Here is a 16762-nt window from a genome sequence, read left to right as displayed (position 1 = left end):
TTCAAAAGATTAAGACCTTTCTTTTGTTCGCCCAAAAAGAAACAAAAAGAACGCTCATAAAAAAATTCCCCAAAAGCAGGGGAATTTGTTTTATTCGGAATCCAATTTTTATGATTTTATGTATTGACTTATAAAATTTAAATATGGTATGATTAAATTTCATGTCCATTTTTTCTAATATATATAGAAATTCCGAACATGAAAAATCACTTAAAACCCTTATTATTACTTGACTTTCAACAAAAAAGAGTATAAAATTTATCCCCGATTTTTCAATTAATTTTACACTCTAATTTGAACATGAGATTTTTATTTTAATTTGAAGATTCTTTCTTGTTTCTCATTTATTTCAATCATTAATTTTTGTTTGTCCATAATGTCTAAAATAATCTCTCGCTTCACCATATCAGGAATCAGTGTTTCTGTTTTACCACTTGCAGTTTCCTCTTGTATTACCATATCCCAAGAACGTCTAAACCAACTTCTAAATGCTGATTTCTTTTCATCAAGAACAATATCATGTGCAAACAACTCTTTTTTCTTAGATTTCTTGATAAACTCTTTTACTTTCTTCATTATAGCTGTACATTCTTCTGTAAATTTTTCTACATCTACAACCTTTTGAAATGAGTAATGCTTATCTGGCACACCAAAATATTTAACAATACGATCTACCCAACCTTTTTTACGTGTATATAAAATAATATCAACACGACTAGATAATGATAAATTACGAATGTTAATCCGGTGCATAATTTGACTAAAATCAGCAATAAACAAACTCTCGTAAATTTGTTGTACACGGTTATCAATAAACCATACAATTTCATTTTTCTTTTGTGTTTTATACTCTTCATCGAACGAATCAAATGTAGATACATTAATACCAGTATCGAACATAGCGATTGCATGTAGTTTATAAAATGAAGCGTGGCGAATAGGAAGTCCGGCCATAGCCATAACTGCCTTATCTCCAATACAATTTGTCCCTACTGCATTCATCAAAGAAATTGATGTGCTTTCATCATCGTCACTTTTAATCCCTGCGTAAAACTTCCTGTACATATCACTTGAAATAACACCCGTTTTTCTGAATGCCTCAACATCAGATTTCATTACAAGGGGAAACATTTCTTTATTTTGGACTCCTAAACGACCATTAATCCATTTAATATCATTGCTAATCATTTCGATTGTTTTCTCAGAACCCCTATTATTTTTATTTGTGTTAATTTCATGGTGGTGAATGTGTAATCTATTTGCATAATCATGATAATTTTTACATTCAACCACTTCAAACCCATTGGCATTATAAATATTTTCAACTTCTTTTGCTGTACCATCCAAGATTAATACGTTTCCTTTAGATAGATAATTTATGTATTTTGAACAAAGTACGGACAAATATTTATCATCTTTGTTTAACACACCAACATTCTTATCTTCCTGTTCGTTATCAAGTAACTGCATAAACCATTTCATTCTTTTTTTGTGGTCACTTCTTACCTGCTCTAACGTCTCGAATTTTTTCATAACTTTAATAAAGGTATTATAAGTAGGACTATTCTCAATATATTTCTTTAAATTTCCAATTGGAACAGAATCTTTTGCATTATCAATGTACTCGGTATTAAGGCAGTTAAAAGCAAATTCGATTGTATTTTGTGCAGACCATAAATCCTGTTTGGATACGATAATCTGTTCTTCTTCTTTATTTTCTGGTTTAGGTTTCCCCCAAACCTTCTTTTCTTCTTTCTTAGTAGGTTGTTCATTGGTATTTACATATTCAGCATATGCTTCCACCCAGTTTGTATAATTGTCTTTATCTCCACCTTTAAAGGTTTCACAATCACGAAATTCTGGCATTTCATCAATAATAACTGTTCTCTTGTAAGATTCTTCTTCACTGTAATACTGATCAAATGTCTTATAACTTCCGTAACCAAGCTGCAAATCAAAAAATCTTCTTGCCGAAATTAATACAATTTGATAGTTTTTAATTTCGCTTTTTACCCTTTTGAAATTACTTTCATTGACTAATAAAACTTTATCCTTTAACCCTTTAATCTCACAGAAATTTAGAATATCTTTATTAAAATCATCCATATCACGATTGGTTTTAAAAGCAATCAGAAGAGGTGTATTCCCTTCTTTAATCAACCGCTTTGCAATGACTCCTAATGATGTTGTTTTTGCATGTCCAGGCAACCCACATATAACACGACCAAAAAATTGTTGTTCATCTTCCCATGTTTCCCCATCTACTTCACGCTCTTTATAATCTTTAACGCTATCAGTAATAAATTGTGTGATATGGTTATGTATTTCTTTGAATGCTAACTTATGTAAAGAATTGATATGTCCATCATTCATTGCTACTTCTTTTAGTGACTCAACATCAAATTTATTAATTTTATTTACTACGTTGTAAACTTTTTTCATTAGTAATACCTCCATTAATTTATTATTTTAGTGTCCTTGATTCCTCTTTAATTGCTTTCACAATTTCGGGAGAATTTCTAAACACATAACCATTCCTCGGTGTTCCATCAACATTTTTTTGAATGTCTAATAGTACAAAGCCACGAGACATGAGTTTCCCCGCCAAGCGCATATTCTTGATAATGAGATTGCTTAATTCTGGTTGATAAGTGAACATATTAAATAACCTCCATCTGTTTTGGGATGGGATAGTGATTTGCTACCCCATCCACCATTTAAATTAATGAATATCAACTTTAATTGTGAAACTCTTGCAAGTATTTGAGATATCCTCAATTTCTTTGACATAGATTGTTTTGTTGTTATATCTGTACAATTCAACTTCGCTGGAACACATATCTTCCTGTCTAATCGTTCCGATTAACTTTCCATTGAGCATTACCTTATCCTTGCTTAATTCAAGTTCCTGACCCACTAAAGCGTTGATTCTTTCTCTGGCTGCTTCTAGGATTTCTTCTTGTGATTTAGTGCTATCAGGGATGATAATGTCTTGTAATTTGATTAACTTGATGCTATAATCTTTAATAAATTGATTTAATTTAATATCTTTCAACATTGAAGGACTCGTTTGTAGTGGGACAAGTTCCTTAATGATTTTCTTTTCACCATTGATTACAACTTCTTTTTCTTCTGGAAACGATACATCCTCTATTTTCAATTTCTTGTCGTAGTCGATGTAGTGTCTTCCTAAGATGTTGAATAAACGGTAATTACCATCTTCTAAAAATCCTTTAGTTTTAATGCTGGCGTCACTAATGGAAGCAGTACCGTTTTTAATCTTCAATGTTCCTTCATATTCTCTATCCCTTCCGTTCAAGGGGAGAATATTTGTAACCAGTATTTTATTTTCATCTTCATTCGTTGAAAGGTTTTCTAAGATTCCCTTCGGACTACATGCCCAAAAGAAATTGTATGTTTTTGTATGAGTAAATTGGAAATCACTATTCTTCTGTTTTGACCAGTTATAACTGATTTCGGCACACAATGAAGCAAGTACACTTTCATTGTCACAAACCTTTATTGCCTCTTCTCTTGTTCTCCGAGCTAGAATCCGATAATTATCACGTATCTTCTTTTGAAAATCCTTCCGTTCATCATCCGTCATAACCTTAAACTTACCTTCTCTTTTATTAAATTTTCTTCTAGTATTGTCGATGACTGTTTTAGATTCATTGAAAGCTGACCATACTGATCTTAGACCATTAATTATATTTTGGATTTCTTCGTCTTGAAGAGAATATTTTTTGTAATCCACTAATAACTCTTTCGTGTTCTGAATGTCATAAAAATATTCACTCGAAACGCTCTTATCCATGTCTAAATGCCTTTGTTTTCTTTCAACGTACTTTGCAAACATATCCATCGGAGATTTCGCAAGTTCTTTCTTTTGATATTCATTTTCATTGTAACTCTTATATTTATGGCATAAGAAGTACGCTTTCTTTCTTGCGACCACTTTAAACAATTCTGGCACATTCGGAATAACTGACGTTTTAACTTGGTCAATCGCTAACCCTTGCAAATGCTTGGTTATCTGAAGTTCAAACTCTCTTGTTTTTAAGTCACCATGCTTTTCTAATGCCTTATTAGCAAAGAACGTGGCATAATTCGTAATTAAACCTGTCATATTGTCCATATTGGCCTTCTTAAACTTAACAAGAGATTCCGTGTTGTATTCCACTGGTATAATTTCTGATTCTTCATCACCAGAAACCACAAGCGGTGATTTAATCATTTTGGACAATAGTAATTGACTATGGAATCTAAGCACCTTATCTCCGTCAAAATCCAGACCAGAAATTTGAGTCATTGAGCTATCGTACATATTAAATTGAATTAAATTATCAAGATGCTCAATATATTTAATGGCAGGATGATCGACATTCACCCAACTTCCATCTTTTACTTCACCATAGAATGTAAGAGGATTTCTTAACATTCCATATCTTCCGGTATCTCCTGCTTGGTAAAACTCCCCTGCATTCAAAAACCCTATAACTTTTTCTTTTGCTTTCTCTTTATCTTGATGATATTCAGCCCACTCTAAGAATCCAATTACGTCACCTGTTATGTAATAATATTGAGCATTTAAGAAGATTTCGCCCAATTTCATACCTTCTAATAAATTCTTTGCATATGTAATCAGTGTCTTACGGACAAATGGATCAAACAACATACGATGGTTGTATTCAATGGCTTGTTCTACTGTTGAGATATGTTGAACATCTTCTTTCTTTATGTCGAGCATATTGAATACTGCTTTTATGTATGAAACGTCTTGACCTTGTATTAATTTACTTATGATACGGAAACTATCTTTACTAAGAGTCATTATGTCTTTAAATGTAAGGTTGAAGGCCAGCAAATGCTGATATGTAAGTTTTACGTACTGTTTGATTTCATTCTTATCTTTTATGTATGAAACGATTCCGAACACTTTATCAAGCTCATATGTAGTAAGTAATTGATAATATTCATCTATGTTTTTGAACAACCAGCCACCGTTATTATTGTTATCTGCTTTATCTAACTTCATTTTGAACATGCTTTCTGCAATAATCATATCGGCTTCTTGCACTGGTCTACTTTCCCCAAATACATCCACTAAATGAGTTACCCCACGTTTAGCGTAGTATTCTTTGAAATTTACCTTTATAACAAGACCTTTAATGCCAATTCCTCTAACCTGAAGACCATTTGTTTTCTTCTCTACATTCTCTTCTACCCATTGAGGATCAACGAGTCCCATTCCATCAAAACAATTAATTTTATTTGGATAATTATATTTAGTTTCAATTTGATATCCCACCGTCATAGGTTCGGAAGGAAAGATTTTAATTTCCTCAGTTTGTTTTTCCGAGTAGCAAGGAAACCATTCTTCAGTATATGTATTTTTTGCAGAACAGATAGGTTTCTTTACTTCATCTGCTTTAACTCTCCTGCCTTGGCTTAACCATTTTGATTTAGATTGATATTTGTCTACTTCGTACTTTTCACGTTTCCACAACATACCCTTTAAATCGTCTTGTGTAGGTTGATATTCTTCCACCGCTGCATAATACAATTCCTTTTTAACCTTTTCAGCTTCCACTTCCATTTGATGAAGTTTATATCTTTCCTTATCTTCTTCTGTTGGCTTATATGTAGAAACTGCATTTACTTCTTTTTCAATAATATCCTTCTCATAATCAGGAATAACAATGATTTTAGGAACTTTCTTTGTCAGGTATGCAGAACTTTTAGCAAGCCCCATAGAACCCTTTGCCTTCGATGTAACCACTTTTATTTTATCGTTTTTAAATTTATTTAACGTAATTCGTTTATATATTTTACCGGCATATGCCTTCTTAATGAAAGGCGTATCACCTTTTCTTGTTTCCGATGACGTTTCAATATCATCTACAACAAATAATTCATCATTGAGGAAGATTCCTTCTCGAACAATCTTTTCTAACTTCTCTTCATCCTTCTTGGTTATACCCTTATTCCGTAAAACAAAGATACAATCAATCGGTTTGATTTGTTCAAGTTTCTTTCCCCTGTTATTTTCAATATAATTGACTCCCGTTACTTTCCCTAGTGCATCAAGATAAATGGATTCACTATTTGTACAAGGATCAGCGTCTTTGCTATCTAATACAAACTTTCCATCAACCTCTTGAACATGACCAAAATTAAACTTGTTAATCTTCACTTGCACTTTACTGTCCATTGGTAATCACTCCATTTACAATTTTATTTTAGTGTTTTTATATTAAACACTAACAGCAGAACATTTGATTTAAATATTCTCTTGTTAGAGCTTAATGCTTCATCCACCGCTGGTTTGGTGGCGGACGCCACCATATCTAACCAATTCATACGTTTAAAGTATTAAAAATAGCAAAAAGGGAGCACCTCTACCCTATAGAGTGGAGTTCCCCTGTTTCACGTAATTGTTTCTTGGTGACTTAAATATATCATCTATTAAGAATACCGTCAACATTTAATTTAATATTTATTTTCAATTAATTTATTACTAAAATTGAATTTAAAAAAAATAAAGAGAAAGTGTATCCCTCTCATAATATAAAATAATTTCAAAACTGCTCAAACCCTTTCGAGAGCTGCACGAATCGGTGCTCACCATTACTTCACATATTCACTTTTTACCTCTTCCCTTATAGACGATTAAAGGATATTGAGATAACCCTTATAAAACCTTGACTTATCGAAGGTTCATGATGTTCGTTTTCGTCATTTTTATCGCCACTCTTTTTCCTCTATACAAAAATGGACTCACTCTGTCGCAGAACATGACATACCAATGGTTTCAGCAATTGTCTAACACGCTAGTATGATTTTCATCTTATATTCAATATATAAAAATAGATGCACCTTTCCAAAACCCTATATTTTTCAAGGGTTTTAGGGCATGACTTTTTCAAACAAGAATATACACGCTTCATTTTTCACCCTATCCCTTAACAAAAATAGATTCGATATGTCGAAAACCCAGCAATATCAATGGTTTTTCGCACCTTCTATTTTATGCCTGTTCTTTTTTCTACATGTTCCCCTATAGGCGATTATCTGCTTCCCCTAAATACGATTATTGGATTTGGATTAAAGCCACGCAAACACTTATGCTTCACTACATGAGATGTTTATTTTCGTTCCAGTGGCATGTTCCATTTCAAACATTTTTCATTCTATACCAACCTATACTTTTTAGGGCATGTGCTTCCATCCCTTATAAATCATTGATATTGTGGGATTTAAAAACTTCGGATTTTCATTTTCTGAATGGTAAAGTTTCATTTTTCTTCCGATCAGAAACATACCATCCTATTTTCTCGATTTTTTATTTTGCCCCTCATAATAGACGTATTAAAATTTTTTCTGGAACAGTAGATAAACGCTAAGCAAATAGCCCATTTTAAAACTATGACATTTCGATTTTCATTTTCTCGTTTTTCAATTTTGGGTTTATTCTCCCCTTAATAGCAGTATTAAAATTTTTTCTGAAAGTCCTTGCTATGACTGGCTTGAAGGGTGATTCAAAAACCGTTAGTTTTTCATTTTTCACCCGTTCTGATATATACCGTTCTAATTGCTTAGATTTAAAATAAATTGGAATCAACCTATCCAGATACATACCGTTCTAAACTTGGACATATCCGTTTTGAGAAATAACATTCTAAATGGTAAAGCGTATCCGTTCTGATATATAACATTCTAAACTTCGGATTCTATCCTCTTTGATACATACCAAAAATATCGGTCTTAATCCGTTCTGATATATACCGTTCTAAATATCTAGTTCCACCCGTTTAGATAAATACCATTCTAAACCGTTAACATATCCATGACTTTGTATTAAAGTGTTAGAGCAATTTTACAACGCTGCAAGGCAAATACATTCAGAAGAACGTCACAACGCTCCAAAACTTTAATATAAAGTCATAGGCATACGTAAATAAGCAAGAAACACATTCGGCAATTTCACTTATAAAAAATATGAACATTATAAAGTCCGTATAAGCGTCATACAGACGTTTTGTGACTCACTAAGGTAAACACACTCCCCTACACCCTAACACGGCTGTATCAAACCCACACAAAGCCAAAATAAAAAGTGGAAGACACTATGTCCACCACTTGATTTCTTTCTCTAATTTTTATATATTTAAGTTAACCGAATTTTATGAAATTTCCCAAGTGGCGACTTCTTTCCCCAAAGAGTCGTCTCTTTTTATTTCTTCGGAATAATAATCACGGTATAATTCTTCAAGCTCTTGTTCAGTGTAAGAACGATAAGCTGGTTGTTCTTCTTCAAAGGAAATCCCCATTTCCCTATGTGCTTCACCTGTTCTGCATTTATCAAGCCATTCTGTAGTAGCTGCTACATCCCGATTGTAAAACCAGTACGTTGTATTGATATCTTCAATGAGGAAATCAGGATATTGTAAAGCAATCTTTTTCACGGCAAGAGGATATGAGTTACCGAATTTACTTTTCTTCATTATGCTACATCCTGCGTTTGTTCGGCATCAGACCATGAAATATTGGTATCCCATACACTTAACTCAAGGATTCCTCCATTCTCAAGGTAGAGATACAGTTTCTCTTCATCAAATGAATCAGATAACCATCCCTGTAGAATTTCATTGACTAACTCGGCAGAATGGCTTTCAATCTCAATTGTTACTTGCGCTGTAACTTTACCGTATACCGTTACTTCATCCTCAATAATGTGCCAGTTCTCTTCTGCTTTAATTTCAATATCAAAATTCTCGGAAGTTAAATCCATATGCTGCTTCCCACCAGTTACCCGAAGAAGAACCTCTTTAACCTTCTCAGTTCTGAACATATCCTTTGCGTTGATAAGAGTTTGTACCACGTCAGCAGATTTAACATCCATTGTATAAGCAACTTCAATATTCCCTACTACCTGATATTTGTTTTCCATTTTTCTTCTCCCCCGTTTTCATTATTAGTTTAATTTTTAATACGGAATACAGTATCCTGCGATTCAAGCACAACGACTTGATTAATCACTTCATTGTCAATGTTGTATTCAGTGACTAAATTTCCTGCAACAGTTTCATACCCGTATTGTTTTTGAATTTCTAGTTCATAGAGGTTCCCGGCATGATCTGTAGCAACAACCGCTTGAATGTTAAATCCTTTTTCTTTGATAAACTCCCTTGCCTTCTGTAATGCTTCCTCATTGCTTTCAGATTCATTAGTAAAAAACGCTAAGATATTGAGTTTGAAATAATTGTCAAACTTCTGCATTGTATCCTCCTTCCTACGTATAGTTAAAATTTAACCATTTCTTTCACAGACATTGTTACGTGCTTGCCATAATAATACTTCTCCAGTACATGTATGGCATCCACCATTGCTTTGCACTCTTTGTAAGATGGACAGTCAGACAACTTATAATATTGACCAGATTCCCATTGTTCTCTTAGGTATCCTATTTCAATATCCAGGTATTGCATTATTCCATTTATCACATGATCCATTGCTTTTTCCTCCTTCCATAAATAATCTTTCCTATACTGCCATATCTTGCTGTTAAATTTAATTTATCATACGCAAAACGAAATGTAAATACGTATAGCGTAATTATTTTGTGACTATTTTTCCGTTTTACGTATTTTCTATACGTTAAAGATCGAGTATAATAAAATTAATAAAATTAAAATAAATAAGTGGAGTGATTACATAATGAAGAAAATCCAATTTAATCTTGAGGAATTATTGTGGCGTAATCGTATGACACAAAAGGAACTACATGAAAAAACAGTTATCGTTGATAAGTTAAAAAGGCCAGTAATTGGGGAAAATGAAAGATGGGGAGTTCGCCAAGCAACCATTTCGGAAATGTGCAATGGCAAAACAAAGAGAATTCCAGTGGAGTCATTGGAATTAATAGCAGAAGTGTTAGAACTTGACGACATAAATAAAATCGTATCTATTGTAGAGGTAGAAGAATAACACAAAATCGCACTCCCCAAATGGGGAGTGTTTTTTACTTATGGACAATTATTTCCGAAAGTTGAGTAAAAGTGTGGTTCTGGTACTCATAAATGTGTAAAAGTCGGATGGGAAAATCCAATTTTGGATTATCATATCTCAATCGCCAAAGGTTACGGCTGACATTATAAGATAACTTTTGCATTATCCCAAAGTTTTTCGTAATTTTAGGGAGCGTCAAATTTGACACACCTTGAAAAATCAATTTTGAATTATCAAGTTGACTAGCCATATCTGGTGACTCCACAAGAAACAGGAGTGAGCAAATTCTCACAGTCCAAAGATTGGCTCTCATTTCCCCTATAATGGGAAAACCAATTTTAGTCGTCTACCTATGCGACTGCCGGATTACCCAAAATGGATGATTTGAATAGTTCAGTTTCGGGATTTCGGTGAATCCGAAAACAGATGACCTCGTGAAATGCGACCCCGTCTTTTAATAATGAGATCCCCCATAATGAATTGAATAATTAGAGAGAAATTTGACCCTATAAAAAAAGGACACCGTTTAAACAGTGTCCTTAGATTTATATAAATCTAAGCAAATTAATCTTGGCATAATCTTCTCATGTTAACATTGTCTATTTTATCGTAAAAACTAAATACACTATTAATAAGCTGTTGGAGTTCTTCTGCTGTATAATTAAAATCAGTACGTGGATTATCAAAACATTGAATCACTTTTGCAACTGCTAATTCATATCGCCCCATATCTTTTTCTAGTTCTTCTACGTCAACTCTTTCTAGGGGGAATACTTTACTTAGCATTCGCAAGTTAGATTCAACTCTGTTTTGAGCATTTTGCACATCCCTATTATTGTTAACCCTTGAAAAAATGTCATCATCTTGGAAAAAATAATGGTTTGAATACTTTTTTATATCCCTAGAATATTGATACCTGGATATAATTTCCTTAACTTCTTTATCCATTTTTTTCACCTCCCCATTATTTACTAAGTACGACAAAAAGGGAGTTATTTCCTGCAAACATAAAGTCACTCAATTAGTTTCGTTAAAAAATCCATTCCAATCAACTTTTCGCTCTTTGTGATGTCTCTTCCACCAAATCTTATGAACGATATAACAACCGATTATCAATGTTTTCATAACAACCCCCTATAAGATTAAATCTAAAAACCTGATAATTGCCTTATATGTGAAAGAGGGAAGTTCATTAAAATCCCATCCACGATCATAATTAGCTAACTCTTTACCTTTCTTCCATACAGAAAATTTACTCACCGTGGGTAATTCTTTCATGCCTCTGCCTAAATCATTATCATAAATTTTCACAAAAATTTTGTACCCGAAAAACCAAAACGTTTTCCACATTGAAATCACCTCATTACGGTTTTACAATCTCCTTAGCAATCTCAATAAAGGTACGAACAGTATCTTGTGTTATATAATCGGTAGCATCCATTTTACTCGCCTTATTTCCCACATAAATAATAACTCTTTTAATCATTTCACCCATTGTTATAAACTCTTTCCGACTTGCTCAAGAATATCTACAAATAGAGGGGATAATTGAATTAATATATAACCTAACCCGGCATTCATTATTGTACTCCATGCTTTTTCTGGTCTATTGAACATGAAGAAGAAGCAACCACCAATAATGACAACGGAGGCAATAGGTAAGGATATAGCAATTAGTATCTGAGTCACCGGATCAAGAGCGTGTGCCAAGATATAAAGGGAAGAACCTGCCACTTTTGTTGCCCCTGCCTCTGCCACTCTTCCTGCTGCATCCCCTATTCCATTCGCAAATACAGAAGTAGGAGTCATTACTAATGGAACCATACAACCAGCTTTAACAAGAACATTTCTAAGTTTCTTTACGTCTTTCTTGCTTATTTTCGGCATTTTATAAGAGTTATCCATAAATTCACCAAACTTGATTGTTTGAACCTTTGCCATTTTAACCACTCCCCTTATTTAATGTCGTTGACTAAATAAACTTCAACGGGCATACCTTCGCACATGTCCTTAAAACGCTTCATTCTGCTTTTATTAACCGTGACAATGTGAAGTGTTGGGAAATAGCCAAATTGTTTTTGAAAAGCTCCATTTTCAAATAATTGTTTATATCGATCCATCTTGACTCGGTTTTCACTCATAGTTTGCGTATTGTCAATTTCAACAAAATTATGTTGTTTATTCCTTGTAAACATTGCATCAGTTTTAATAGTAACTTTCCCATCCGTTGTCTTCACCTCATTCTTCCAAGTAATTGGGCATCCCACAAAGAAGAAGAAATCATTTCTCATGAGAATGTGTTTTGCTTGCAGTGTCCGTTTTACTTGTTTCTCTGAACCGATCATTTCTCTGCCAAGTTTATTTAAATAATGAACAGTATCATATCCTTCTTTGAAAGTGTGTAAGTATTGCTCCATTTGCTGTAAAACCTTTTGAGCATTCCTATCCCCTCCTAAACGGTGAAGCTGCTGAATATGTCTCCTAGTCAAGAAACTGAATCTGTCCAAACTCATTAGAATCTGTTCCTGTCTCTCTGTTCTGCTCAACTTTGACTTCATCAATCTTTTCCTCCCTCGCCTTAATGACAATATGAGGTTGAATTGCTTTTTTGATTTCTTTTGTTTCAATTATAGGAGTTTGTAAAATCTGTCTCTTAGATGCTGTCTGATATATCGCTCTACCTCTAATTTCCGGTAATTCTTCTGCTCCAATTTCATCTAATACAACCCTTGAAGCTGTTCCATTTTGAACTCTGAAACATAACTTTGCATCTGAATTTTGCTTGCATTGTCTAGGGATTACGTCACCAGTCGGATATTGAGTAGCTAGAATTTGTCTAAAGCCAAGACCTGCACCTAATCTGGCGATCTGACTCATATATGTCTGACAAGCTTCTTTTAACGCCTTCTCCTCTTTCGTAACCGCTTCGGCAACATTTAACTCGCCCACCTCATCGATAATGATGAAATGACGGCTACAATCGTTTGCCTCCTGTACGTTTTTGAATCCCCTACCTCTAAATTGTCGCTGTTTTTTCTTCATCTCTTCTATAACGGCTTTAAGGGCTTCTTCTGCCTCTTCTGGCTCATAAGCAATATTCACTACTTGTTTTATGTTTTCATAATCAGAAAACTCAACGCCACCCTTCAAGTCAATCAAGCTGAATTTTACGTTGTCTGGTTGCGTAATTAAAAGTGTTGTAATAAGCATGTTGAGAAAATTAGATTTTCCATATCTCGTTGCCCCACCTAAAACTAAGTGTGGGATTGTTTCAAAGTCATGGAGGATTAATTCATTGTTCTCTCTGATTTGGCCCACGGGGATTTTCCAACCGTCTCCAACAAAGGATAAATCGGTATAATTGATACGCTCTGGCATTGGTTTGTCATATACTTTGATTTTTAGAAGTCCATCATAAGACAATTCGATTTCTTTTTTAGAGGATTTTTTCTTAGTGAGGAGTTTTTTTATTTGTGGGATTAGCTTCTTCTTAAAGTCAATTGCTTTTATGTCCTCGAATGTGAATTGAAATGTGGTTTTCCTATTGTTTAAACCATCCTGAATGTGATTAAACTTTGCTTGATAATCCTGAAAACTTCTGCCCAATGGAATCCGATACCTATATTCAGTTCCCCATGAATGATTGACTTTTTTCAACAATTCAGTAGTATATGTTTTTTGACCGTCTTTAATATTTAGACCAGTGAGTGTAAAAATTTTATTGAGTTTATCAGAATCATTCCCTAGCCCCGTTTGTTTGAATTTGGCATAAAGAGCAATCGAACCTAAAACAGATGAGGAAACAATTTCAAAAATCAAAATTATCAACTCCTTTCCATTCTTTTCTTTCCGTTTGATTTTTTTAAAGAAAAATTTTAGATTCGATATTAAACCGAAACTTAAAAGGGAATACGCCACCTCATTTGTATAACTATTAGTTATAGTTGGGGTAAAAACGAACAATCAGGATAAGTTTTAATCCCTTGAAATGTCTAGTTTTCTAAGTTCGTTTGATAAGACCAAAAATGTCACCTCAAACGCAAGTGATTCTGTACTGTATTGCGAATTGCTTATTTGTTAAATGATATGTGCCTAATTTTTAAACTTGCCTGTCCTGCGACAAAAATTTTCTAATGTGCGACATTTAACACAAAAAAAAGAAGCTCTCACTCGGCTTCATCTAGGTAAACAATATCTTCAACTTGCTTATTTAATTTTTGAGCAATTTTCAAAATCCATTCTAAGCTAGGTTGAGTTGCTTGGTTCTCCCATCGATTATAAAGTTGCCGATTTACATTTAGGTGTGCTGCAAATTCGATTTGATTCATTTTGTGCTCATATCTTAAATCCTTGAGATTATTTTTAACCGTCACCCCACTCACCTCATCATGCTATTTCGCTTTATGAAGTGAAAAATCCTTTAATAAGTAATGTTCTCAGTTTTTCATTGAGATGCTAACCAGTCCATAAATGCATAAAGAACAAACATAATTGCTCCATAAAGGAATAGTTTAGAAGATAACTCCCTCAATTTAGGAACTTTTTCTTCCCTTCTAAAACCACCCGCCCTTACCATACGAAATACTAACAATATCGCATGTCCAGCTAATCCTATGCAAATGAGGAACAACGATATAAATAAGATGCTACCTAACATCTACTCTCCCCCTTTTTATAGAGGATATTTACGTAAGTTCTAAAAAAGTACTAGCACTGACTTTATATAAACGTGTTGTAGCAATTCAAAATAGGCGGGAGTAGAAATATACCAAGATACCAGAATAAAGCTACATAGGTTTTCTAAGCGTCTTAAAATTGATACATTAACTAATAATTAAATAATTTTACTCTATAAGGATTATTAACCTAACTCTTCATGTGATTTGGCAAGAGATAAATATTCTTGTTCGCATACGTTATTGAATTTCTTGAACAAAGTTCCATAATAGTAGCCCATAAACGCTTTACCATTGCTTCCTGCCTTAATTCTACTGTTCTTGAGTGCAAAAACTGACTCTTTAAACGATTGAATTGCTACATCTGCATATTGTTCCAATGGATAATCAAGAATAAGCCCCTTTGCTGCAAGCCGGACTTTTCCCCATAACTCATAAATTTCTTTTGCAGATCGGTAAAATGGTGCAATAGCATTCTTAAATTCTTCCGGTACGTTTGAAGGTGTAAAAGATTCATCCAATTTATCGGGGATATTTATCACGTTCTCTTTACGTTCTTCTATACGATCTTTTTTATTTCTCTTAGAAGACATAGTATTAAAACCAGTTTCGGTATCATTTTTTGATTGTTGAACGCTTGTGCCATGTACAATTTCAGCGCATTGACGATACGTCATATTCGATCTGTCATCCGATACTTCACCTAAATTTTGTAATTCAATATTTGATTCAAATTTCTGTAGGATAAATACATTGTGACCATATCCACCCTGTTTGCGTTGGGTTCGTTTAGTCGAGATTATATTGTATTTTTTGAGTATACGGATAGCTCTCTCTACAGTAGAGCGTGACAAGGAGAGGATAGATGACAAGGAGTCGATTTTTAACCAGCATACACCAAAAATCTTACATGAGTGTTTGGCAATCGTCTTAAATACAGCTATTGTGGAATCATTAAGAATATGGGAGTGATGGTAAAGAAATTTTCTTATTACGAGGTTCATCTCATCAAGAGACGAAAATGTGGATAATTCCTTAAATGAGGGAAAATGGGCAGATTGAATAATAGACATAGCAATATCTCCTTTTGCACCGTAAGCAAAGGAAAGCTAATCTAAAAACACATTAAACAGCACATTCTAATTGTGAATTTCTATATTTTGTGCTATAATTTTATTAACAAATCGAATGAGTTCTCAGATTGTCCGGTGCTTCCAACACCGGGCTTTCTTTTTTTAGTGCTCGTTTTTATCTTGCTTATGTCATTAATTGTACTAATGAGCAGGTGCCCCGTTAAGGCCGCGCGAACAGCGACCTCCGCCGTCTGCTTATCCCGGATTTCTCCCACAAGTATGACATCCGGATCCTGCCGTAAAACCGCCCGCAGTCCTTCATGAAAGGAAAGCCCGGTCCGCGGATGAATTTGAACCTGGTTAACGCCCGGAATTCGGTATTCAACCGGCTGCTCTAACGATACGACGTTACGGCCTTCCCTCCTCAGTTCATGAAGTATCGCATACATCGTCGTCGTTTTGCCGCTTCCGGTTGGGCCCGCAATCAGAATCATTCCCTGTGACTGTGAAATCATCGCACGAACAAGATGGATGTCAGCAGCCTCCATCCCGAGCGATGAAAGCGAATGAAACCGCGGGTGATGGGGGAGGAGCCGAAGCACGACTTTCTCACCGTAAATAATAGGCAATGTAGCCACACGAATATCGATGCTTTGTTTCTCTCCGTCCGCTTCAATTTCAAAGGAAAATCCCCCGTCCTGCGGCAGCCTCCTTTCACCAATATCCATCCCACTCATCAGCTTAATTCTCGAAACAACAGGCGGACCCCAGCTCTCTTCCTTCCATTCGATTTCCTGCAAATACCCATCCATGCGGAAACGAATAACCATTCCATCTGCTGTAGGCTCCAGATGAATATCACTGGCTCCATGCTTGACCCCTTTCTCAATTAATTGCGCTACATAACCGGTAACGTCGGCCATTCATCACCAACTCCTTTCCCATATAATACCATAAAAAATAATAAATGTAATTATTTTCCAAATAATAAATAAAAAAATG

General features: G+C 34.4%; 18 protein-coding genes. 1 reads left to right on the top strand and 17 read right to left on the bottom strand.

What is annotated here, in order from left to right; translation table 11 throughout:
* Window positions 1–309 precede the first annotated feature (309 nt).
* The 7 genes from MBEAL2_RS10170 to MBEAL2_RS10140 all read right to left on the bottom strand — a co-directional run bounded on the left by MBEAL2_RS10170 (window position 310) and on the right by MBEAL2_RS10140 (window position 9515).
* A complete protein-coding gene (locus MBEAL2_RS10170) occupies window positions 310–2442 on the bottom strand; it encodes a hypothetical protein (RefSeq protein ID WP_047152170.1) in 2133 nt (710 codons plus the stop codon).
* Between the two features lie 22 nt (window positions 2443–2464).
* A complete protein-coding gene (locus MBEAL2_RS10165) occupies window positions 2465–2659 on the bottom strand; it encodes a DUF5659 domain-containing protein (protein WP_047152169.1) in 195 nt (64 codons plus the stop codon).
* Between the two features lie 63 nt (window positions 2660–2722).
* Window positions 2723–6214: a hypothetical protein gene (locus MBEAL2_RS10160; RefSeq protein ID WP_047152168.1), complete on the bottom strand. Its 3492-nt coding sequence runs from the start codon at window positions 6212–6214 to the stop codon at window positions 2723–2725.
* A 1972-nt stretch (window positions 6215–8186) separates the two neighbouring features.
* Entirely contained in the window at window positions 8187–8507 is a 321-nt protein-coding gene (locus tag MBEAL2_RS10155) for a hypothetical protein (RefSeq protein WP_047152167.1), read from the bottom strand.
* The gene (locus MBEAL2_RS10150) at window positions 8507–8953 is read right to left on the bottom strand and encodes a hypothetical protein (RefSeq protein ID WP_047152166.1); all 447 of its coding nucleotides are present in this window, start codon (window positions 8951–8953) and stop codon (window positions 8507–8509) included. The genes MBEAL2_RS10155 and MBEAL2_RS10150 overlap by 1 nt, the downstream gene beginning before the upstream one ends.
* Before the next feature lie 29 nt (window positions 8954–8982).
* Window positions 8983–9282, bottom strand: coding sequence for a hypothetical protein (locus MBEAL2_RS10145; RefSeq protein ID WP_047152165.1), 300 nt, complete (start codon window positions 9280–9282; stop codon window positions 8983–8985).
* Between the two features lie 23 nt (window positions 9283–9305).
* Complete coding sequence (locus MBEAL2_RS10140) at window positions 9306–9515, bottom strand: hypothetical protein (RefSeq protein ID WP_047152164.1); 210 nt, start codon at window positions 9513–9515, stop codon at window positions 9306–9308.
* A gap of 205 nt (window positions 9516–9720) precedes the next feature.
* Between MBEAL2_RS10140 and MBEAL2_RS10135 the strand changes: the two genes are divergently transcribed.
* Window positions 9721–9990 (top strand): helix-turn-helix domain-containing protein, encoded by a 270-nt coding sequence (locus MBEAL2_RS10135; RefSeq protein ID WP_047152163.1) that lies wholly within the window; start codon window positions 9721–9723, stop codon window positions 9988–9990.
* Between the two features lie 585 nt (window positions 9991–10575).
* On the opposite strand, the gene MBEAL2_RS10125 is transcribed toward MBEAL2_RS10135, so the two are convergent.
* The 10 genes from MBEAL2_RS10125 to MBEAL2_RS10085 all read right to left on the bottom strand — a co-directional run bounded on the left by MBEAL2_RS10125 (window position 10576) and on the right by MBEAL2_RS10085 (window position 16683).
* A complete protein-coding gene (locus MBEAL2_RS10125) occupies window positions 10576–10959 on the bottom strand; it encodes a hypothetical protein (RefSeq protein WP_047152161.1) in 384 nt (127 codons plus the stop codon).
* A 186-nt stretch (window positions 10960–11145) separates the two neighbouring features.
* A complete protein-coding gene (locus MBEAL2_RS10120) occupies window positions 11146–11361 on the bottom strand; it encodes a DUF7678 domain-containing protein (RefSeq protein WP_047152160.1) in 216 nt (71 codons plus the stop codon).
* A gap of 13 nt (window positions 11362–11374) precedes the next feature.
* The gene (locus tag MBEAL2_RS33565) at window positions 11375–11506 is read right to left on the bottom strand and encodes a hypothetical protein (protein ID WP_269082459.1); all 132 of its coding nucleotides are present in this window, start codon (window positions 11504–11506) and stop codon (window positions 11375–11377) included.
* Window positions 11507–11508: 2 nt separating this feature from the next.
* Window positions 11509–11952: a hypothetical protein gene (locus tag MBEAL2_RS29190; protein WP_052947646.1), complete on the bottom strand. Its 444-nt coding sequence runs from the start codon at window positions 11950–11952 to the stop codon at window positions 11509–11511.
* Between the two features lie 14 nt (window positions 11953–11966).
* Window positions 11967–12524 (bottom strand): replication-relaxation family protein, encoded by a 558-nt coding sequence (locus tag MBEAL2_RS10110; RefSeq protein ID WP_161798198.1) that lies wholly within the window; start codon window positions 12522–12524, stop codon window positions 11967–11969.
* A complete protein-coding gene (locus MBEAL2_RS10105; RefSeq protein ID WP_047152158.1) occupies window positions 12493–13830 on the bottom strand; it encodes an FtsK/SpoIIIE domain-containing protein in 1338 nt (445 codons plus the stop codon). Before MBEAL2_RS10105 ends, MBEAL2_RS10110 begins: the two co-directional genes overlap by 32 nt.
* Window positions 13831–14177: 347 nt before the next feature.
* Window positions 14178–14384, bottom strand: a complete 207-nt coding sequence (locus tag MBEAL2_RS10100; protein WP_047152157.1) for a helix-turn-helix transcriptional regulator — start codon at window positions 14382–14384, stop codon at window positions 14178–14180.
* 71 nt (window positions 14385–14455) lie between these two features.
* Window positions 14456–14668: a hypothetical protein gene (locus tag MBEAL2_RS10095; protein WP_047152156.1), complete on the bottom strand. Its 213-nt coding sequence runs from the start codon at window positions 14666–14668 to the stop codon at window positions 14456–14458.
* 204 nt (window positions 14669–14872) lie between these two features.
* Window positions 14873–15760, bottom strand: coding sequence for a helix-turn-helix domain-containing protein (locus MBEAL2_RS29185; protein ID WP_052947644.1), 888 nt, complete (start codon window positions 15758–15760; stop codon window positions 14873–14875).
* Between the two features lie 92 nt (window positions 15761–15852).
* Window positions 15853–16683, bottom strand: a complete 831-nt coding sequence (locus MBEAL2_RS10085; protein WP_052947643.1) for a GspE/PulE family protein — start codon at window positions 16681–16683, stop codon at window positions 15853–15855.
* Window positions 16684–16762 lie beyond the last annotated feature (79 nt).

Source organism: Aneurinibacillus tyrosinisolvens, from assembly GCF_001015055.1.
In the GTDB taxonomy this organism is placed as follows: Bacteria; Bacillota; Bacilli; order Aneurinibacillales; family Aneurinibacillaceae; genus Aneurinibacillus_A; species Aneurinibacillus_A tyrosinisolvens.
Note: the sequence above shows the minus strand (reverse complement) of the source record. Positions and strands in the feature narration are given on the sequence as shown.